22 protein-coding genes and 1 riboswitch are annotated in these 21190 nt (G+C 40.6%); of the genes, 5 read left to right on the forward strand and 17 right to left on the reverse strand.

The window, feature by feature from the left end; translation table 11 throughout:
• Positions 1–76: 76 nt before the first annotated feature.
• The 7 genes from QM409_RS04435 to QM409_RS04465 all read right to left on the reverse strand — a co-directional run bounded on the left by QM409_RS04435 (position 77) and on the right by QM409_RS04465 (position 6615).
• Complete coding sequence (locus QM409_RS04435; protein WP_414305156.1) at positions 77–1819, reverse strand: ABC transporter ATP-binding protein; 1743 nt, start codon at positions 1817–1819, stop codon at positions 77–79.
• Positions 1809–3554 carry an ABC transporter ATP-binding protein gene (locus tag QM409_RS04440; RefSeq protein WP_414305155.1) on the reverse strand — a complete coding sequence of 582 codons (1746 nt, stop codon included), beginning with the start codon at positions 3552–3554 and terminating at the stop codon, positions 1809–1811. Before QM409_RS04440 ends, QM409_RS04435 begins: the two co-directional genes overlap by 11 nt.
• Positions 3555–3608: 54 nt before the next feature.
• Positions 3609–4244: a DUF421 domain-containing protein gene (locus QM409_RS04445; protein ID WP_000174451.1), complete on the reverse strand. Its 636-nt coding sequence runs from the start codon at positions 4242–4244 to the stop codon at positions 3609–3611.
• On the reverse strand, positions 4241–4696 hold the full coding sequence (locus QM409_RS04450) for a DUF3290 family protein (RefSeq protein ID WP_000675331.1): 456 nt from the start codon (positions 4694–4696) through the stop codon (positions 4241–4243). The genes QM409_RS04445 and QM409_RS04450 overlap by 4 nt, the downstream gene beginning before the upstream one ends.
• 126 nt (positions 4697–4822) lie before the next feature.
• Positions 4823–5458, reverse strand: a complete 636-nt coding sequence (locus QM409_RS04455) for an SdpI family protein (RefSeq protein ID WP_414305184.1) — start codon at positions 5456–5458, stop codon at positions 4823–4825.
• A complete protein-coding gene (locus QM409_RS04460; RefSeq protein ID WP_414305154.1) occupies positions 5445–5732 on the reverse strand; it encodes an autorepressor SdpR family transcription factor in 288 nt (95 codons plus the stop codon). Before QM409_RS04460 ends, QM409_RS04455 begins: the two co-directional genes overlap by 14 nt.
• Positions 5716–6615, reverse strand: coding sequence for a CPBP family intramembrane glutamic endopeptidase (locus QM409_RS04465; protein WP_414305153.1), 900 nt, complete (start codon positions 6613–6615; stop codon positions 5716–5718). Before QM409_RS04465 ends, QM409_RS04460 begins: the two co-directional genes overlap by 17 nt.
• A gap of 220 nt (positions 6616–6835) precedes the next feature.
• Between QM409_RS04465 and QM409_RS04470 the strand changes: the two genes are divergently transcribed.
• The 4 genes from QM409_RS04470 to QM409_RS04485 all read left to right on the forward strand — a co-directional run bounded on the left by QM409_RS04470 (position 6836) and on the right by QM409_RS04485 (position 10463).
• Positions 6836–7663, forward strand: a complete 828-nt coding sequence (locus QM409_RS04470; RefSeq protein WP_261014063.1) for an exodeoxyribonuclease III — start codon at positions 6836–6838, stop codon at positions 7661–7663.
• Positions 7664–7674: 11 nt separating this feature from the next.
• Positions 7675–8061: a bleomycin resistance protein gene (locus tag QM409_RS04475; RefSeq protein WP_261040904.1), complete on the forward strand. Its 387-nt coding sequence runs from the start codon at positions 7675–7677 to the stop codon at positions 8059–8061.
• Between the two features lie 339 nt (positions 8062–8400).
• A riboswitch (purine riboswitch) is annotated at positions 8401–8496 on the forward strand.
• 123 nt (positions 8497–8619) lie between these two features.
• On the forward strand, positions 8620–9201 hold the full coding sequence (locus QM409_RS04480) for a xanthine phosphoribosyltransferase (RefSeq protein WP_414305152.1): 582 nt from the start codon (positions 8620–8622) through the stop codon (positions 9199–9201).
• Complete coding sequence (locus QM409_RS04485; RefSeq protein WP_414305151.1) at positions 9201–10463, forward strand: nucleobase:cation symporter-2 family protein; 1263 nt, start codon at positions 9201–9203, stop codon at positions 10461–10463. The genes QM409_RS04480 and QM409_RS04485 overlap by 1 nt, the downstream gene beginning before the upstream one ends.
• 45 nt (positions 10464–10508) lie before the next feature.
• On the opposite strand, the gene QM409_RS04490 is transcribed toward QM409_RS04485, so the two are convergent.
• From QM409_RS04490 to QM409_RS04520, 7 genes are all read right to left on the reverse strand, one after another.
• The gene (locus tag QM409_RS04490) at positions 10509–11417 is read right to left on the reverse strand and encodes a type II restriction endonuclease (RefSeq protein ID WP_261015216.1); all 909 of its coding nucleotides are present in this window, start codon (positions 11415–11417) and stop codon (positions 10509–10511) included.
• 12 nt (positions 11418–11429) lie between these two features.
• A complete protein-coding gene (locus QM409_RS04495) occupies positions 11430–12239 on the reverse strand; it encodes a hypothetical protein (protein WP_084950215.1) in 810 nt (269 codons plus the stop codon).
• Positions 12240–12243: 4 nt separating this feature from the next.
• Positions 12244–12999, reverse strand: coding sequence for a site-specific DNA-methyltransferase (locus QM409_RS04500; RefSeq protein ID WP_261015225.1), 756 nt, complete (start codon positions 12997–12999; stop codon positions 12244–12246).
• Between the two features lie 25 nt (positions 13000–13024).
• Positions 13025–13879, reverse strand: a complete 855-nt coding sequence (locus tag QM409_RS04505; protein ID WP_084950217.1) for a DNA adenine methylase — start codon at positions 13877–13879, stop codon at positions 13025–13027.
• A 156-nt stretch (positions 13880–14035) separates the two neighbouring features.
• Entirely contained in the window at positions 14036–14440 is a 405-nt protein-coding gene (locus QM409_RS04510) for a PaaI family thioesterase (protein ID WP_261037321.1), read from the reverse strand.
• Between the two features lie 69 nt (positions 14441–14509).
• Positions 14510–15991, reverse strand: coding sequence for a UDP-glucose--hexose-1-phosphate uridylyltransferase (locus QM409_RS04515; RefSeq protein ID WP_414305183.1), 1482 nt, complete (start codon positions 15989–15991; stop codon positions 14510–14512).
• An 18-nt stretch (positions 15992–16009) separates the two neighbouring features.
• Positions 16010–17188 (reverse strand): galactokinase, encoded by a 1179-nt coding sequence (locus QM409_RS04520; protein ID WP_261077889.1) that lies wholly within the window; start codon positions 17186–17188, stop codon positions 16010–16012.
• Positions 17189–17503: 315 nt separating this feature from the next.
• Between QM409_RS04520 and galR the strand changes: the two genes are divergently transcribed.
• On the forward strand, positions 17504–18505 hold the full coding sequence (galR, locus tag QM409_RS04525; protein WP_414305150.1) for a DNA-binding transcriptional regulator GalR: 1002 nt from the start codon (positions 17504–17506) through the stop codon (positions 18503–18505).
• Between the two features lie 67 nt (positions 18506–18572).
• On the opposite strand, the gene QM409_RS04530 is transcribed toward galR, so the two are convergent.
• The 3 genes from QM409_RS04530 to QM409_RS04540 form a co-directional block, all read right to left on the reverse strand.
• Complete coding sequence (locus tag QM409_RS04530) at positions 18573–19610, reverse strand: zinc-binding dehydrogenase (protein WP_414305149.1); 1038 nt, start codon at positions 19608–19610, stop codon at positions 18573–18575.
• Positions 19611–19964 carry a stress response transcriptional regulator NmlR gene (nmlR, locus tag QM409_RS04535; protein ID WP_414305148.1) on the reverse strand — a complete coding sequence of 118 codons (354 nt, stop codon included), beginning with the start codon at positions 19962–19964 and terminating at the stop codon, positions 19611–19613.
• A gap of 237 nt (positions 19965–20201) precedes the next feature.
• Positions 20202–21092, reverse strand: a complete 891-nt coding sequence (locus QM409_RS04540; protein WP_261048384.1) for a cation diffusion facilitator family transporter — start codon at positions 21090–21092, stop codon at positions 20202–20204.
• Between the last annotated feature and the right edge of the window lie 98 nt (positions 21093–21190).

Genomic DNA, 21190 nt, shown 5'->3' on the forward strand with positions numbered 1-21190 from the left:
CAAAATGGAAAAGGCGGTGAAAGAAATCTGTAATTTGAAGGATTTCCTTCTTACACTCAATGAAAATCAAAGAGTATTAAGACATAGAACCCGCCTGCAAACTATACATCTTGTGGTAGGTTCCACCCAGATCCAAGAGTTCCTCATGGGTTCCACTCTCGATAATGCGCCCCTTGTCCAAAACATAGATACAGTTGGCGTCTTGGATGGTCGAAAGGCGGTGGGCGATAGCAATGGTTGTTCGTCCCTGTCTCATCTTAGCCAGAGAAGCTTGAACCAAACTTTCTGTTTCAGAGTCAATATTGGCTGTCGCTTCATCCAAAATCAGGATTTTAGGCTGACTGGCGACTGTTCTGGCAAAGGCAAGAAGCTGACGCTGACCTGTTGAAAAACTGGAGCCACGCTCAGAAACAGGGGAATCATAACCCTGAGGAAGTTCTTGGATAAAGGAATCTGCATTCACGAAGGCTGCTGCAGCCTGGACCTGGTCATCACTGATCTCTTGGTACATGGCGATATTGGACTTAATGGTCCCATGATAGAGGAAGGGATCCTGCAAGACCAGACCGATGTTTTTTCTCAGCTCTTCCTGACTGTAGTCCCTAATGTCCACACCATCCAAGAGAACTCGCCCTGACTGGAATTCATAAAAGCGCATGAGGACATTGATAATAGACGATTTCCCTGAACCTGTATGGCCTACAAAAGCAATGGTTTCACCCTTGTTAACCGAAAAGGAAATATCATCCAGAATCTGATGTTTACCGTCATATGAGAAACACACATGTTCAAACCGGATATTGCCTTCTTTGACTTTAGCCTGGCCATTTTCTTGAAGAGGTTCATAGGTCCTCTCGTCAATCAAGGCAAATACACGACCTGCAGACACCATGGAAGTTTGAAGGGTTGAAAAGTTTTGAGTCACCTCAATCAGGGGATCAAAGAGACGATTGATGTACTGGATAAAGGCATACATGGTTCCGGCAGTTATTCCCAGATAAAGTCCACGATAGCCAAAGTAGGCCATCAAAACAGCGTAGCCTAGAAGTTTCAGCAAACTCATGGCAGGACGTAAAAAGAGGGCATCCAAGGCTACAGAACGGTTGGCGTAGACCAAGTGTTCTTGGTTGATTTCATCAAATTCTGCCTGCAAGCGCTTCTCTTGATTAAAGGCCTGGATTATTCTGATTCCCTCGATGTTTTCAGCCAGCTTGCTATTGATATCTGACAAGAGACTTCTGGTTTTCTCAATGATTTTCACTGATTTTTTCCGATAGAGATTGACCAAAAGAAAAATCAAGGGGAGAAAGAGCAAGACCAGTGCTGTCAAACGAAAATCCAATACCAACATGGTATAAAGAGTTGTCAGAAAGATGAAAACTGCTGAGATAAAGCTAGATAAAATCCCCGAAAACATATCACTGATAGTCTCGGTGTCATTTGTCAAACGAGAGACGATAGAGCCTGCTGGCGTCTTGTCAAAATAAGACATGCCCAGCTTTTCCATATTGGTAAAGGCATCTCGACGAATATCTCTAACGATGCTGTAGGAGACCCTCGCAAAAAGAAGATTGCCGACATACTGGACCAGAGTTTGTAGGATATAAAGGCCATAGTAGACCAGCAAAACGGTAACGGCAAGTTGGTTGAGATTGCTGAGATACTGGTCAATAAAGTGGGAAGCCACAAGGGGAATGACACTTTTAATGACCGTCGTCGCTAGGATAAAACTGAGTGCCAAAAAGGTCCGGAGGCCGTAAGGCTTGAGATAAGACATCAAGCGCTTCAATACAGTCCATTGTTCTTGTTTATTCTGCATCTTCTTCTCCTTTCATTTCCAGCTGCTGAGACTGGTAGGTTTGGGCATACCAGCCATCCAAAGCTAGTAAGTCTTCGTGCCTGCCTCGTTCGATGATTTGACCATTTTGCAGAACTAAAATCAAATCTGCATGGACAACTGCACTCAGGCGATGAGCCGTAATAATGGTTGTCTTGTCCTTTCGCGTCTCCTTAAGGTTGTCGATAATCGCATACTCTGTCTTGGCATCCACGGCCGACAAAGAATCATCCAAAATCAAGATATCAGGGTCTAAAATCATAGCCCGACTCATGGCCAGACGCTGCTTTTGACCTCCAGAAAGACTGACTCCCTTTTCACCGATAATGGTCTCAAATCCCTGAGGCATGTCTACAATGTCTTGATAAACTTGAGCTAGCTTAGTCGCTTCCTCGACTGCAGAAAGGGTCAAGTTCGGATTTCCAAAGCGAATATTGTCTAAGATAGAAGTCGCAAAGAGGAATTGATCCTGAGGAACATAACCCATAAGACTACGAAGGTCTGTCAGACGATAATCTCTAATATCATGTCCATTTAGATAAATGGCTCCCTTATCCACATCGTACTCACGCAAGAGGAGCTTAATCAAGGACGTTTTTCCAGAGCCTGTTTGCCCGACCAATCCCAGAGTTTGCCCTTTTTCCAAACTAAAGTGAACATTTGTCAGTGTTTCCTCATTTTCAAATGCAAAACTATCAACGGAATACTGCAAGCGCCCGTTTTCAATTCCATCTAAAGGAAACTCAGGGTCCTGTACAGGTGATTCCTGAGACAAAAGTTCCTCAATCCGCTGATAGGAAACCTTCCCTCGCTGGGTAATATTAAAGAGGAAGCCAATGGCCATGAGAGGCCAGACCAGCATATCCAAGTAGCTTATAAAGGTGACCAGATTCCCAACCGTGATTTGCTCTTTCTGAACCATCAAGGAGCCGACCAAGAGCGTTAAAACATAGGAGGAACCAACAAATAAGAGAACCATAGGGTCAAAGAGACTATCGTATTTCATGGTTTGCAGGTTCTTCTGGAAGGTCAATTCATTGACTGCCTGAAAGGACTTCAACTCGTCCGCCTGGTAACCGAAAGACTTGGTCACTTTAATACCTGATACAGACTCCTGTACCTTGTTATTAAGTTCGGAAAAGGCAGCTTGGGATTCGCCAAAGGCCTTGTGGGTCTTTCTCCCTAGACGACTGGTCGCATAAGCCATGAAAGGTAAGGGTAAAATGGCAACTAGGGTCATTTGCCATGAAATACTAAAAAGCATGGTCAGCAAAGTCACCAAAGCCGTGATCGAGGCATCCACCGCAGACATAACACCACCCCCTGCGAGACGCGTCAAGGCATTGATATCATTTGTAGCGTGTGCCATCAGGTCCCCTGTACGATAGGTCTGATAAAAGGCTGGAGACATTTTTGTGAAATGCTCAAACAAGCGAGACCGCATAATCTGTCCCAGACGATAAGAAGTCCCAAGGATATACATACGCCAAACATAGCGCAGATAGTACATCCCAAAGGCTGCAAGAAGCAAGTAAAATAGGTCAAGAAGGAGGTCCTGCTGGGTTAATTGCCCCGATGTAATAGCATCAATAACCCGCCCCATAACCATAGGTGGAATGAGGTTGAGGACGGAAACCAAGATCAGGGCCACGATTCCGACTAGATAACGGCGTTTTTCTAACTTGAAAAACCACCAAAGTTTTTGAATAATGGACATAAAATCCCTTTCTGATTGCAAATAGAAACCTGAGGCCAAGACCCCAGGTTTTTCTTATTCATAGGTTACAACTGTGACGGCACCCTTGTCATACTCAGCGATAAAGATATTGGCCACATTGTCATGTCCTTGTTTGCTTAGATTATCAAGCAGCCACTCTTCGCTACGGCCAATCGATTCCAAAACATCGACTTGGATCACACCGTCAGTCACAACTGGATACTTAGGATTTTCATCCCCCATTTGGACCACGATGAGTTGGCCATTTTGCTCCTGCACAGCGCATTTGACCTGTTTCATCTGGAAAATCCCTTGGCTACGAAGTTTGAGAGCAACTTCTGCTGCAGACAAACCAACTGAACGACAGGCTTCTGGGTCAATCTGCCCATTTTTGATAAGGAGAGTTGGTTTTCCATCAATCAAGCGTTTGACAAAACGAACATTGTTATTGAGCCACTTGAGGGTCAAGACCAAAATCGTCCACATCATCAAAATCACTGCGTACTGCAGAATGCTGATAGAACTATTGTAAATCACCCCACCGATGATACCACCAAGAACATAGTTCTGAATTTGGTCTGTCGCAGAGTTAGGTGCTAGGTTCCCCTTTCCTGTCACATTGATAACAAAAACAAGCGAGAAGAGCCCCAAGGCCAGTTTGATTAAAATTTCCATATAATTGAGTGTCATTTGTTTACCTCCACCAATTCAATAGCGTCTGTTTGATGCAATTCTAATTTCTCTAAAAGATACTTGTCTGGTTGGCTCCCGTTCATGGCGCGGTAGAAATTTGGACCTACCTTGACAAGCGCTCCATCAGTGGCTGCAGAAGTATTGACATAAACTTCTGATTTATCCACTCCCAAGTCTTTGGAAACAACCTCTATGAAATGAAGGGAGGTTTGAAATTGGTTGTTAGAGGCTTGATTGGTCTGGTATTTTGAGATTGTCACCAAAAGCATGGCCACCAAGGTCAAGGCCAAAATCATGACCAATTCCCGAAACTTAGTCCCCTTTTTATCTCGATAGGCTTTAAAAGCAAAAAATCCTGTGATAGCTAGGAGAACAATTCCAAAGCCAATCATGATGCCATTTTGCTGACTGATTTGGCTAAGTACATAGTCATATGAGTAAAATTTCATTTATTTTCACTCCCTTTCATAAAATCATTCTTTATTATAAACGAAAGAGGGTGATTTTTCAAACCATACGTTGGGGAAATAGACATATCAGACCAACTTCTCAAACTAATGACTCCAGTAGCTATTTCAAGATTCTGATTTTGATAATTGATAAGAATAGACACTAGGAATTATCACTACAAAGAAAAGTGTCAAGAAGAATACCCAGTAAACATATAGTTGCACAAAGGAATTTAGAAACAATAACAATCCTCCTAATACCCAAATTTTTCCAGCTAGGCGATGCGTTTTTCTCCAGTTTCCATCATTCTCCAAGGTCCACGGTAGTCGAATACCGATTATATAATTTCGTTGTGTTTTTGGTAGATAATTTCCAATTATGATCATCATGACTCCCATAAAAATCTGAGCTAGTAGCCCACTCATCATGGAATAACCCAAAGATTCTCCGAAGATAGAAATCATTAATAGACAAGATACAAAAGGAATAATCCAGTAAATCAAAAGTTGTATTTTTGAACTGATATTGCTAGATTTAGGATCCTTAATCATTATAAATAGAAGCAACCAATGCATCAAAAGCATGAGAATCGGTAATCCAAAGATAGCAGACATTTTATGATTGTAGCCATCTGCTTGACCCAGTAGATTAAAATGAGTGGGTATCTCCTCTGGTAATTGATTCCAGAAAACACAACATACAAGGGAAGGTAGTAGGATGAGAATGCTCGTAAATACTACCAATTTCTTATTGATTTTTATCTTTATCAAAATGATCTCCTTTCAGATCTGCTAACCAAACCATTATATCCTCTAAAACCGATGTATTTAACTCATAGTAAATAAAGTTTTTTTCTTTCATTTCATGAATCAAATCCGCTGCTTTCAAAATCGTGAGATGGTGTGAAATCGTTGCACCTGTCAACTCAAATTGACTGGCAATTTCTCCTGCAGATAATCTACCTGCTTTGAGTAAATTTAAAATCTCTCTCCTAACTGGATGAGATAAGGCTTTAAAACTATTTGCAAAACTCATAATGCCTCCTTTCCCTTTGTAATATTAGTAGGGCTAGGAATAAGCAAGGTAGAACTGATAGCATTCCAGTCGGTGATGGCCCTAAAATCAAGAGGCTTGAAACTTTTTCTCCTGGTAATTGAAAGAGTAACCCAATACCTGCAGTTGCATTGATTGCCCCATGAAATAGGGCAGAAGCCCAGATAGAACCTGTCTTTTCCAACAACCAGCTCAACAATATTCCTACGCTAAAACAAAATAGAAACATGGCGACAACTCCCAAAACAGGATAAGCAAAATAAGATAGTCCATAATTATAGCCTTGCAAATTGATTGGTAGATGCCAAAGACTCCAAATGAGACCAAGCAAGACATGAGTCTGGACTAGTGAAAAGCGTCCTCTTAGCACTGGGTAAAGATAGCCACGCCAACCAATTTCCTCCCCAAATGCAAAGAAACTATTAAGAAAAGGAGCGTAGGTCAAACTAGCTAGGATTTGAATCAAGACCAAGGAAGATATGGGAATAGCTGATTGAGAGACACCTTTTTCTTGTAAGATGGCTTGAATAGATTCAAAGCCAAGGCTGAAATTGCTAGGAAATACAAGAAAATAAAGTCCCGCTCCTAAAAAACTGATGACTGCTGGTAACCAGAGAGCTAGTAAGTAAAAGCGCCAGTTCCTCTTGAGATTCACAACTAATTTAGATTTGATTCCACTAGGTTGATTCGTGATTTTCCCTAAAATAAAGACTGCAAGTGCAGGCATCCACATGTCTACAATACTAGCAAGTTGACTCCATGGAGAATTTAGACCAACACCACTTAGCCATAGTGACAACCATATTATCCAAGCAAGGGCATAAGCCAAGACCACAAAAAGAAGGATTGTTCTCTTATTTGACATATATGTAACTTCACTTTCTATTTAGATGTTTTTCTAAATAACATTATACACCTTTCTATTCTAAACACAAGAACTATTTAGATTTTTTTCTAAATAGTTTAGGGAATTTTTATTTTCTCAGGATAAAGTCTAAAGAGTGATTTTTCAAACCATACGCTGGGGAAATAGACCTTTTTTTGGTATAATAAAATCTATAAATCTGAATGAAAAAGGTAACTTTATGAAACTCATCTCATGGAATATTGATTCCCTCAACGCAGCCCTAACTAGTGACTCAGCTCGCGCGAAATTATCCCAAGAAGTCCTACAAACCTTGGTCGCTGAAAATGCTGATATCATCGCTATCCAAGAAACCAAGCTTTCTGCCAAGGGTCCTACAAAGAAACACTTGGAAATTTTAGAGGAACTCTTCCCAGACTATGAAAACACTTGGCGCTCTTCCCAAGAGCCTGCCCGCAAAGGCTATGCTGGTACTATGTTCCTCTATAAGAAAGAACTCACACCCACTGTCACTTTTCCAGAAATCGGTGCTCCTTCTACCATGGACTTGGAAGGCCGCATCATCACCTTGGAATTTGATGAATTTTTCGTGACCCAAGTTTACACTCCAAACGCTGGCGACGGCCTCAAACGCTTGGAAGAACGTCAAGTCTGGGATGTCAAATATGCTGAGTACTTGGCTGAACTAGACAAAGAAAAACCAGTCCTTGCAACTGGTGACTACAACGTGGCCCACAATGAAATCGACCTTGCAAATCCTGCCAGCAACCGCCGTTCACCTGGATTTACCGACGAGGAACGTGCTGGATTTACCAACCTTTTGGCAACTGGATTTACCGACACCTTCCGCCATATTCATGGCGATGTTCCAGAACGCTACACTTGGTGGGCACAACGCAGCAAGACTTCTAAAATCAACAATACAGGCTGGAGAATCGACTACTGGCTCACAAGTAACCGCATCGCTGACAAGGTGACTAAGTCTGATATGATCGACTCAGGAGCTCGCCAAGACCATACACCCATTGTCATGGAGATTGAACTCTAAGGAGAAAACGAATGGACTATCAAGCTGTCATTCCTGAATTTGTAGTATCTGACATCGAAAAATCACGCCACTTCTACTGCGACCTGCTAGGATTTTCTGTCGAATACGAGCGTCCAGAGGAGAAATTTCTCTTCCTCTCGCTTGAAGACTGCCAACTTATGCTAGAAGAAGGCAGCGTAGAAGAATTAGCTCAGCTGACCTATCCTTTCGGGCGCGGTGTCAATATTTCCTTTGGCATTGCAGATGTTCCTCAGCTCCACCAAAAACTGCTGGAAGCTGACTATCCTATCCATCGTCCCCTGACAAAAAGAGAATTTCGAGTAGGAGATAGCTTTATATATCCCCATGAATTTGCAGTTCTAGACCCAGATGGCTATTTTTTAAGATTTAGCGAGTAGAATAATAAAGATTGGGAAAAAGTCTTTAAAGTTAGAAAGAGGCATATTGTCAGGCGTTTAAAAACCTAATAATATGCCCTTTTATGATGAAAAAATCTTCTAATACTCTTCGAAAATCAAATTCAAACCATGTCAGCGTCGCCTTACCGTACTCAAGTACAGCCTGCGGCTAGCTTCCTAGTTTGCTCTTTGATTTTCATTGAGTATAAATGTTAGCCAATAAGTTAATCTTTGTCCGCTTTTCTTATATTTGTTCGTTTTTAAAACAAAAACACTAACAAAATATTTGATTTCTAAAGTTATTTAGTGTAAAATGAGAACATTGGCTCAAGCCTATTTAAAATTGAATATCATTTTACTTGTTTATGTCGTGAATTGGCACGACGTTTCTACAAGGTGCCGGAACACCTAACAATAAGTAAGTCAGAAATGAGGTATGGCCTTTTTCGCCATGCCTATTTCGGGGACTTACTTAGAGATTAAGTAGGTCCTTTTTCTATTTCTTGCTAGAAATTATAAACAAGCAAATGGATTGGCTTTTAGACTTTAGGAGGTCTTATGAAATTATTAGAAGAGCGCATCCTCAAGGATGGGCATATCTTGGGTGATAACATCCTCAAGGTAGATTCCTTTTTAACCCACCAAGTTGACTTTAGCTTGATGCGAGAGATTGGTAAGGTTTTTGCGGAAAAATTTGCTTCTGCTGGTATTACCAAAGTCGTGACCATTGAAGCGTCAGGTATTGCCCCAGCCGTTTTTACAGCGGAAGCCTTAAACATTCCCATGATTTTCGCTAAAAAAGCTAAAAACATCACTATGAACGAAGGAATCTTAACTGCCGAAGTTTACTCCTTTACCAAGCAGGTAACCAGCACCGTTTCTATCGCTGGAAAATTCCTCTCACCAGAGGACAAGGTTTTGATTATCGACGATTTCCTTGCTAACGGCCAAGCTGCCAAAGGCTTGATTCAAATCATCGAACAAGCTGGTGCCACAGTCGAAGCTATCGGTATTGTGATTGAAAAATCCTTCCAAGATGGCCGTGATTTGCTTGAAAAAGCAGGCTATCCTGTCTTATCACTCGCTCGTTTGGATCGTTTTGAAAATGGTCAAGTTATTTTTAAGGAGGCAGATCTCTAATGCAAACTCAAGAAAAACATTCACAAGCAGCCGTTCTTGGCTTGCAGCACTTACTAGCCATGTACTCAGGATCTATCCTGGTTCCTATCATGATTGCGACAGCCCTTGGCTATTCAACTGAGCAGCTAACCTACCTGATTTCTACAGATATCTTCATGTGTGGAGTGGCAACCTTCCTCCAACTCCAACTCAACAAATACTTTGGAATTGGACTCCCAGTCGTTCTTGGAGTTGCCTTCCAGTCGGTCGCTCCCTTGATTATGATTGGGCAAAGCCATGGTAGTGGTGCTATGTTTGGTGCCCTTATCGCATCAGGGATTTACGTGGTTCTTGTTTCAGGCGTTTTCTCAAAAGTAGCCAATCTCTTCCCATCTATCGTAACAGGATCTGTTATTACCACGATTGGTTTAACCTTGATTCCTGTTGCTATTGGAAATATGGGAAATAACGTTCCAGAGCCAACTGGTCAAAGTCTCCTACTTGCAGCTATTACTGTTTTGATTATCCTCTTGATCAACATCTTTACCAAAGGATTTATCAAGTCTATCTCTATTTTGATTGGTTTGGTTGTTGGAACTGCCATTGCTGCTAGCATGGGCTTGGTGGACTTCTCCCCTGTTGCGGCAGCACCGCTTGTCCATGTCCCAACTCCCCTCTACTTTGGGATGCCAACCTTTGAAATCTCATCTATTGTCATGATGTGTATCATCGCAACGGTGTCTATGGTTGAGTCTACTGGTGTTTATCTGGCCTTGTCTGATATCACGAAAGACCCAATCGACAGCACACGCCTGCGCAACGGTTACCGCGCAGAAGGCTTGGCCGTACTTCTCGGAGGAATCTTTAACACCTTCCCTTACACAGGATTTTCACAAAACGTTGGTTTGGTTAAATTATCAGGTATCAAGACTCGCCTACCAATCTACTACGCGGCTGGTTTCCTGGTTCTCCTTGGACTCCTTCCTAAGTTTGGTGCCCTTGCCCAAATCATTCCGAGCCCTGTCCTCGGTGGTGCCATGCTGGTGATGTTTGGTTTTGTATCGATTCAAGGGATGCAAATCCTCGCCCGTGTTGACTTTGCTAACAATGAACATAACTTCCTTATCGCAGCTGTATCCATCGCTGCAGGGGTCGGACTCAATAACAGTAATCTCTTTATCAGCATGCCGACAGCCTTCCAAATGTTCTTCTCAAACGGAATCGTCGTAGCCAGCCTACTCGCCATTGTACTCAATGCTGTATTAAATCATAAAAAGAAATAAGAAAAAGAGGTGTGAGCCTCTTTTTTGTTTATAGTTAATGAACAATTATTGTAAAAATAAATCAGCTAAAAATCCTTCTCTTAACATCTCTAAATTGAATACATTCGTAATGTGACTAAATGCTTCTGCTAGTGGTAAATGTGCTGTTTTCCATCCTTGACCATCAGTAACCCAAACAAATTCAACATTGTCATCTGAAGTAATAACAAATTGACTGAGTTCAGTAAACTCTCCAGCAACCGCTTTTAATTTACTTCCTCCGCCGCCATAATAATTCGTTTCAATCAACCAAACCTTATGTTTTTCTCGGGAATAAACTGCAACATCAAATCTTCTCTCAGACTTATCAACAGGTACTTTAATCCCCCACTTATCCTTAATAAATTGGGCTGTAGCTTGAGATTTCCATTCCAATTTTTGTTTCTGAGAAATTTTTGCTACATGTCTCTCTAAAATCCCCTCCATGGTTGTTCCACTTCGATTTTTTCGTGCATTGCTATCTAGTCCAGTCTCTACTCCATAAACATAATCAACTAATGAACGATTAGCATGTTGTTGTAAAAAAAATAATAAACCAGATTGAACAATAAATTTCATGTAATCATCTATTCTACTAGTGTCTATCGTTTTGAAATCCAATTGCTCAAAAGACATATTATCGTTTTCATCTATTGTTAAAACATCCAAAACTTTATCTCGACTTGCAATCAGACTAGGAATTGCTTTTAACAAATTGGGTTGTTTAGTGAATAAGTGTAATGCTTCTGAATAGATATCGTCTTTACCAATTAAGTAGTTTAATGTATTTAACTCTAATTCATACTTCTTGGTCTCACGATTAACTTTACTCCAATTCACATAGTACTCTGGCGTTCTGTTGGTAATTGAAAGCGTAGAAAGAAATTTTTCCAAGCGCTCTTCTGACGGTAATTTATGATAATTTAATAGATTCATAAGATTCCTTTCTTAAAAATATTCACCTTGATTGTTCAACTCAAGTCTATCCATATCTATATATTTAGTTAAATAATAATCTTGGTATCTTTGATCATGAATAAAATGCGCACCTACAGAAAAAGATTGTTCAGAAATATGTCTACTAAGTTCATCTATATCACCAAATAAAACCTCAATATATCTACCAAAACAATCTGAACGTCCTCTATATTTAGTATCACCCTCAAGTTTCGGATAATTAAATTCCTCGATAATTGCAATATAACTTATTATATTTATAATTTCTTGCAAGGAAAATTTTCCAACATCATTCAATGAAGCTAATACACTTCTTAACTCTTTAATACCATTATCAATTTCTTCTGATGATAGATATCTGTCATTGTATAATGGATTATTAATTCTAATTAGTTGGTTTTCAATTAATAAATAATCTGAAATTGTAGATTCTATTGTTGTTAATGGCCTTTGTGAGATTGACCTCAAGACAATATATACTATATTCTTTATTAGTTTTACAGGAAATTTTTCAATATGACATTTTTCTATTATTTCCTTACAGATTGTTATAAAACTTACATCTTCTTCCTTAAATCTTACTAAACAATCGTAAGAATTTCTCTTTAATCGTCTTTTAGTCTCCTCGTTTGTTGCCTTATATCCATAAAATATCAAAGTTATATCTTGAGGTGTTATAAGGATTCTAGATTTAGCTTCTTCTCCCTCTTTAATTGACTCGGAAAAACCAGAATGTTCTAAACAGTTAATAAGTTCAAGGCCAAATTCTTTATAAGTTGCATACTCACCTAACTCTAACACTTTTCTATACCTCCAACCTCTTCTTTGCAATTTTTAAATATTCTTTTTCAGAATCGATACCTATAAATCTTCTACCTAATCGCTTCGCAACAACACCCGTAGTGCCACTACCAACAAATGGATCTAGAATATAGTCACCCTCTTTAGTAGAGGCCAAAATTATACGTTCCAATAAATATTCTGGTTTTTGTGTTGGATGCTTGCCAGCCCATTTCTCAGCTTTTTTCGTCAAAGCACCTGTCCAAACATCTTTCATTTGCTTACCATCATTTAGCTCTTTCATCAAATCGTAATTGTAATAATGACGAGCTTTTTTATCATTTTTTCTTGCCCATAAAATAGTTTCAGTAGAATGAGTAAAATAACGACAGGATAAATTAGGTGCAGGGTTTGTTTTCTGCCAAGTAATATTATTTAGAATTTTAAAACCTTCTTGCTCTAATGCCATTCCAACTGAGTAAATATTATGTAAACTCCCCGAAATCCAAATAGTCCCATTAGGCTTCAAAACTTCTTTTGCTAAACGAATCCATTTACGATTGAATTCGTGCTTTTCCTCAAAGGAAGAAATCTTATCCCAGTCACCTTTATCTACAGATACAACCTGTCCCCCAGAATTTGATATACCACCGTTACTCAAAAAATATGGAGGATCAGCAAAGATCATGTCCATGCTTTCTGGTTTCATTTTCGATAATAACTTAAACGTATCTGCATGAACAAGAATCATTTTATCTTTATTATAGTATGGTTTTGTCATTAAAACACCTCCATACTTATATTCGTTATTTTTCATAATTTGTGACTATAATTTCAGAAATTTTTCCTCGACTCGAAGATTTTGCTCCATTAGTTCGGGTAGCTTCAACATAATGGATATTAAAATCTCGATACAACTCCTCTACCAAAAAACTAGAGGAGTTTGACAACATAACATAAGCCCCTGCATCACTCAATTTTTTAAAGGTATCTCTTAATCTTACTTGATCATCATAAGAAAACCCCTCATGAGTGTAGGAAGTAAAGGCACTCGTCTCAGACAATGGAATATATGGAGGATCAAAATACACAAAATCCCCTGGCTGAACATCTAAAACAGCCTTTTCAAAATCTCCCGTTTTAATTTCTAGTTGATTGTTATTTAGGTATACTGAAATAGCAAATATCAATTCCTCATCAACAATTTTAGGATTCTTATAACGTCCATATGGAACATTAAATTGGTTCTTAGAATTCACACGATATAGACCATTAAAGTCCACTCTCAACATATAGAGAATACGTGCAGCTCTTTGTACTTCGGACATCATATCTATTCTTTCATCACGATCAGCAGAACGTAAATCTAAATAATATTCTTTTGAATTATATTCCTGATGAACTTTCAAAATTTCAATCAATTCTTGAGGATTGTCCTTAATTTGTTGATAGCAATTTATTAGTTCAGCGTTAAAATCATTAATAACTGCATCTTTAGGAGCTAAATCAAAAAATAAAGCTCCACCTCCAACAAAAGGTTCGAAATACCTGTTATAGGTTTTAGGAATTAATTCTCTAATAACAGGCAATAATTGTCTTTTACCACCTGTCCATTTCGTGAACGGTTGTAAAGTAACTTCCTTTATTTCTTTTATCTTCATGCTTTTAATTATACCATAGAAATTAAAACACAACTCTTGTATTTTCTACCACATTACTAAATTTTCTATTTTAGAATTAAATCATATCAATATCAAAAAATGAGTAAGGCAAATTTTATAAATTCCAAAATTCACCTCACTCTATTAAATTACTCTTTATATCCTTACCTGTCTGTCTTCTGACCGTTGGCCTGTGACAAACATGGTAAAGATTGCTTTGCAGACATTTCTGCCCTCTTGATTGGTGATATCGACATCTACTACACAAGTTGTGCGACCTTGATGGACGCATTCTCCTTTAATGGTCAGCACATCGTCGAGTTTTCCTGCCTTGAGGTAGTTGATAGAGGACTGGAGCGTCACTCCATCAAGTCCCAGAGATATGACCACCAAACCACTGATCTGGTCGCAAAGGGTAAAGAGATAGCCACCATGGGCATTGCCATAGTAGTTGAGCGAAGAGTCCACTACTTTTGTCGTCACCACAACGTGACCATCTCTCATTTGTTCAATTTCGTAATTTTCAAAAGCAGATATAGCGTCAAAATGAAAATCTTTCATGGTTTCCTCCTGATATTTCAAACGACACTATGATACTACTTTTTATAGGACTGTGCAAGGAGAAAGCTCCTAGTCTGGTAAAATTCCGACCTGTTCCACAAAGCGCATAAAGGCTGCCTGTCCTTGTTTCGTCTGCTTGTAGACTCCTGCATCCTCAAGTACACGTGCAAAGATAGCACCCACAGAGTCCTTGACGATTTCAAGGGCTTTTTCTTTATCTGTTATGTCTGGATATTGGGCTCTAAGTTGGTCTGCCCATTCCTGATGATAATCGGCAACTGTATCAGCTTCTCCCACGAGATAGCTAGCGACTTGCTCCACTTCTTCTTTCAGACGTGGTGGCAAGATTGCCAAGCCCATGACCTCAATCAAGCCGATATTTTCCTTCTTGATATGTTGGACATCCTTGTGGGGATGATAGATGCCATCAGGATGTTCTGGTGATGTTTGATTATCTCGTAAAACCAAGTCCAACTCAAACTGACCGTCGCGCTTACGCGCAATAGGTGTGATGGTGTGATGCGGTGTCCCGTCTGTCTCTGCCAAAATCTGCACACTAGGATCTGAATACTGACGCCATTCCTGCAAAATCTTGTCAGCTAAGTTGATCAAATCCTCTTTGAAATCCGAAGTCAAACGCAACACTGACATTGGCCACTTGACAATCCCAGCCTTAACCTGCTCAAAATCAGCAAATTGAAAGGTCTTTTGCAAGGGAGCCAATTCCATAGGAAATACATGACGTCCTCCCTGATAGTGGTCATGAGTTAGAATAGAGCCCCCCACAATCGGCAAGTCAGCATTAGATCCAGCAAAATATCCTGGAAACTGCTCTACGATAGCCAGCAGGCGTTCAAAGCTCTGACGACTAATGGCCATGGGACGATGCTGGCCATCTAAGAAAATACAGTGCTCATTAAAGTAGGCATAAGGCGAATACTGGAAGCCCCACTCCTGACCAGCCATTTCAAAACGGATAATACGGTGATTGCTGCGAGCTGGGTGGTTAACCCGACCATGGTAGCCTTCGTTCTCTATACAAAGCTGACACTGGGGATAATGGCTAGCTTGCACCAACTTAGCCACCGCAATCTCTTTCGGATCCTTTTCAGGCTTAGAGAGGTTGATGGTAATTTCAAGTTCACCGTAATCAGATGGAACACGATAAGCGATATTTTTAGCAATGGCCTTGAGTTTGATGTAGTCATTCTTCTGACTGAGTTGGTAAAAATCCTCTATCGCTTGCTCAGGAGAGTGGACATAGGTTTCCCAGAAATCACGATTGACCTGACTCGGACAAGGAGTCACCAAGTCCATCAGTTCAGCACCAAGGATCTCACGCGCAGTCTGACTATCTTCAATCGTCTCTAATCGAACAGCTTCCTCAACCAGCTGGTCCTTGAGGCCAATCAATTTATCCAGATTGGTCTCAACTTCCAAAACACCATCTCCCACTCGTGCCAAGACACGATTGGTCAGGTAGATTCGATCCATTTCCTCAAATGAACTTTCAGAAATGACATGTGTTACAAATGTATCTACTAAGGTCACCATAAAGCCTCCTTTTGACTAGTCAAGGACGCGAGTGCCACCTGCAACTTCAGCGATATAGAAACTTGGAGCGTAGCCAACTACTTCCTCGTAGTGTTTGCCTACAGCTTCCTTAAAGTCATCAACAGCATCTTTTTGCACCAAGGCAATGGCACATCCGCCAAAACCTGCCCCTGTCATACGAGCACCGAGAACTCCTTCTTGTGCCCAAGCTGTGTGAACAAGGGTATCCAATTCTAAGCCAGTTACTTCATAATCATGCTCAAGCGAAACGTGAGAAGCATTCATCAAACGACCAAATGTTTCCAAATCTCCTGCTTGGAGGGCTGCTTGAGCTTTGAGGGTACGTTGATTTTCAAGCACTGCATGACGAGCACGTTTCAAACGATTTTCATCTTTGATTAGGTAGCTATATTGGTCAAAGGCCCACTCATCCAATTCACCCAAGGTCTGAATATCTAAGGCAACTTGCAACTCTTCCACTGCTTTTTCACACTCAGCACGGCGTTCATTGTACTTAGAGTCAGCCAATTCACGGCGTTTATTGGTGTTCATGATAACAACGACATTGTCCTTCAAATCAAGTGGTACCAAATCATACTCTAAAGTGTTAGTATCTAAGTAAATAGCACGTTGATCAGCCCCCATACCTATAGCAAACTGGTCCATGATACCAGAGTTGACTCCGATAAAGTTATTTTCTGTTTGTTTGCCGATTTTAACCAAATCGAGACGCTCTAATTTTAAATCAAAGAGATGCTCTGCCACTACCCCTGTCAAAAGTTCCAAGGATGCTGAAGAAGACAAACCAGCACCATTTGGGATATTCCCATAAACATAAAAATCAAAACCTTTGTCAATCACATGTCCAGCTTCTTGCAAGAAATGAAGAACTCCTTTTGGATAATTGGTCCAGTTGTGCTCTTTTTCAAACTTGAGATCCGCTAAAGGCACTTCGATGATGCCCTTGTCTTCAAAGTTAGCTGAGTAGAAACGTAAAATTTGGTCGTCACGCTTACGAGCTGCACCATAAGTTCCCAAAGAAATAGCAGCTGGAAAAACGTGCCCACCGTTGTAGTCTGTGTGTTCACCAATCAAATTGATACGACCTGGTGAAAAGAAGGTTTGGTCTGCTTCTTGACCAAAAACAGCAAGAAAGTCTTTGCGAAGAGCTTCTGCAGTAAGATGTTGTGTCATATAAATTCTCCTTTTACTGTTCGTTAAGTCATACTCTTCGAAAATCTCTTCAAACCACGTCAGCTTCACCTTGGATTATATATGTGACTGACTTTGTCAGTCTTATCTACAACCTCAAAGCAGTGCTTTGAGCAGCCTGCGGCTAGCTTCCTAGTTTGCTTTTTGATTTTCATTGAGTATCACCTTAACGTGTAATCGTTTTCTTCTATTGTATCCAAGGGATTTACCAAGGTCAATCCTTTTTACTAAAATTTTACTAAACTATCAGTAAAAAGCAGAAAAATATGATATACTAACCTAAAAGAAGGAGGATTTATGGCTACCTTAAAAGACATTGCACAGCTAGCCTCTGTCTCTATCGCGACCGTATCCCGTGTCCTCAATCGCGACCAGAGCCTATCTGTTACAGAAGAAACCAGACACCGTATTTTAACTGTTGCTGAAGAGTTGGGCTACACCAAGCACCTCAAGACAGGCGAGTCCCACAAACCCAAGCAAAAGATTGCCATTATCCAATGGGTCAGCGAACAAGGGGAGCTAGACGACCTCTACTACTACCAGATTCGCCTAGGCATCGAAAAAAGAGCCCAAGAGTTGGACTATGATATCTTGCGCTATTTCAATGACCATCCTTTTACCCTTAGCGAGGAAGTGATTGGGATACTCTGTATCGGAAAGTTTAGCCGAGCTCAGATTTCTGCCTTTGAAGAATACCAAAAACCTCTTGTATTTCTAGACAGCGATACACTTTCTCTAGGGCACACCTGCATTATCACGGATTTTTACACTGCCATGAAACAGGTTGTCGATTATTTCCTCAGCCAAGGAATGGATCGTATCGGAATTTTAACAGGGCTTGAGGAAACAACAGACCAAGAAGAAATCATTGAGGACAAGCGTCTGGAAAATTTTAAGAACTACAGTCAATCAAAGGGAATCTATCATGATGAACTGGTCTTTCAAGGAAGCTTTACTGCCCAGTCTGGCTATGACTTGATGAAGGAGGCCATTCAGAGCTTAGGAGACCAACTCCCACCAGCATTTTTTGCCGCCAGTGATAGTTTAGCCATCGGTGCCCTTCGTGCCCTTCAAGAAGCTGGAATCAGCCTTCCAGATGGCGTCAGCCTCATTTCTTTTAACGACACCAGCCTGACCAAGCAAGTTTATCCTCCCCTTTCTAGCATCACGGTCTATACTGAGGAAATGGGCCGAGCAGGCATGGATATTCTTAACAAGGAAGTCCTCCACGGTCGCAAAATCCCTAGCCTGACTATGCTGGGAACCAGACTGACTCTAAGAGAAAGCACTCTGCCATAACTCAACAAATTAAACATGATAAAAAATCCTAATAGAGAGGCTCAAATCTCCATTAGGATTTTCTTTTTTAATCCATCACAATCATAGACTTAATGGTCTTACGTTCATCCATGTCTTTATAAGCCTGGTCAATATCTTCTAATTTATAACTCGAAGTAAAGACGCGACCTGGATTGATATCACCATCCAGAACGGCTTTTAGTAATACTTGCTTGTCGTAAGTTGTGACAGAAGCTGGACCACCACCGATTATTGTATTTTGAGCAAAGGTAGAACCGAGCGCACGGTTATTGTAATGAGGAACACCAACGAAGCCTAAACGTCCACCATTGTGAAGAACCCCAAGGGCTTGATCTACGGCTGCTTCAGTCCCAACACATTCAAGAGCGGCATCTGCTCCTCCGCCAAGGATTTCACGGACTTTGGCAATACCTTCTTCACCACGCTCAGCCACAACAGCTGTCGCACCTGACTCCAGGGCCATTTGTTGACGGTCTTCGTGGCGACTCATAAGGACAATTTGGGATGCCCCACGCATTTTAGCTGCGATAACTGCACATTGACCAACAGCGCCATCTCCAATGACTACAACTTTGTCACCTTTTTGCACATTAGCAACACGCGCCGCATGGTAACCTGTCGGCATGACATCAGCAAGAGTCAATAGTGACTTTAGCATACCTTCGCTATAATCTGAAGGTTGTCCAGGAATTTTAACCAGCGCCCAGTTGGCATAGTGGAAACGGATATACTCAGCCTGGACACCACCTGACCAGTTGTTACCAGGATGATGATCACACGAGCCATCATAGCCAGCACGACAGGCGTCACACTCCCCACAGCCATGGGTGAAAGGTGCAATGACAAGGTCTCCCGGTTTGACCGTTGTAATAGCCTCTCCGACTTCTTCGACAATCCCGATCGCCTCATGACCGCTATTTCTATGTCCTTCTTCGATTTCGGGATTACGGTAACTCCAAAGGTCCGAACCACAAACGCAAGTACGGACAATGCGAATAATAGCATCATCTGCTTCTATAATTTGCGGACGTTCAATTGTAGCAAGTCCAACCTGGCCTGCCTTTGTATATACTGCTAATTTCATTTAAAATTTTCCTGCCTTGTAAAGTTTAATTTTGAGATTTAAGCGATTTAAAGCTGTCTGTAACTGAGACAAGCGCTCCTCTAATTTTTTCTTTTCGTCTTCTAAAATACCAAGCCTTTCCTCTCGCGTTTCATCTCCCTTTTGGTATAGCGACATATAGTCAACTAAACTGTCCACAGAGACACCCGCTGAACGAAAACACTTAATAAATTCCAGCGCTTCAATATCCTGATCTTGAAAATCACGAATCCCTGTCGCGGTACGAGTAATCGGTGGCACAAGACCAACCCGTTCATAGTACCGAATCGTATCCGCTGAAATTCCCAACAAGTCACTAGCAGATTTAATATTCATACACTAACCTCCTCTCATTTCATTCACTGAGTTCACGCTATGCTAACTCACTTATCTTATTATATAACTTTGAGTTGACTCCAAGTCAAGCATTTTGCATCTAATCGAAAAATCTTTTATCATTAGCAATCATATATATGGAGTTTATACAATGCTCTTAACTTACCAATCTTTTAAAATATCTAAATAATAAAGAAAATACTCTATTCCAAATAAAATAATACCCAATCATTTTTCCTAATGTTGATGCTCCTGACTCCGCTCCAAGTCACACACCTTTCGCTTATGGGCTAGGTGGGTTGCTAGGTCTTCATCAACCTCAATGGTGACGTTTTGAAAACCACAATCTTTGAGGAAAATTCGAATAGATTCTTTACAAGCTTCCATATTTCCCACTTCTTTTATACAAACATGGACAATAGCATTTTTTTCCAAACCATCCATAGTCCAGAGATTAAGCTGATTAAGGCTAGCCACATTGTCCAATCGCTCCAGGCCACTCTTTACTTGCTTGATATTAATACCTTCCGGCACAGCATCCAAAAAAATCTTGACTGTAGACCAAAAACGTGGAAGGGCTTTTGAAAGAATAAAGAAAGAAATGACAAGGGACAAAAGCGGATCTAGGATATACCAATCCGTAAATCGAAGAATAATGGCCATCAAGATAACAGCCACCCAACCCAAGGTATCTTCCAGAAAATGCAGACTCAGAATAGACTCATTCTTTGTCTTTCCCTTACTAACCACTAGACTCGCTAACACATTAATAGTAATCGCAATAATCCCTAACCAGAGAATCCCCTCGTCATTGACTGGTTGCGGATTTAAAATCTTCGTAACATTTTCCAAAATGACTAGAACAGATCCTGTCATGAGTATTATCGCTGTTACCAAGGCTCCTAGCAGACTAAACCGCTTATAACCCAAGGAGTACTGATTATCTTCTTCACGATTAGAGATGGTTTCTAGAAAAGCTGATATTCCAATTGCAATCGCATCTCCCAAGTCATGCACAGAGTCAGCAAGAACAGCGCTCGAACCAAATACTCCACCTGCAATAAACTCGACAATGGCATAAGTCAAATTTAAGAAAAAAGCTAACCAAATAGCATATTTTGCCTTCATATTTCTCATTCCTTTGTTATAATAGATTCATGAACATCTTGTTCATTATCATTATCCACTAAAACTCAAAGAAAGGATAGAAGCAAAGCGTCAGCTTT

Source organism: Streptococcus mitis, from assembly GCF_047465045.1.
In the GTDB taxonomy this organism is placed as follows: domain Bacteria; phylum Bacillota; class Bacilli; order Lactobacillales; family Streptococcaceae; genus Streptococcus; species Streptococcus mitis_DT.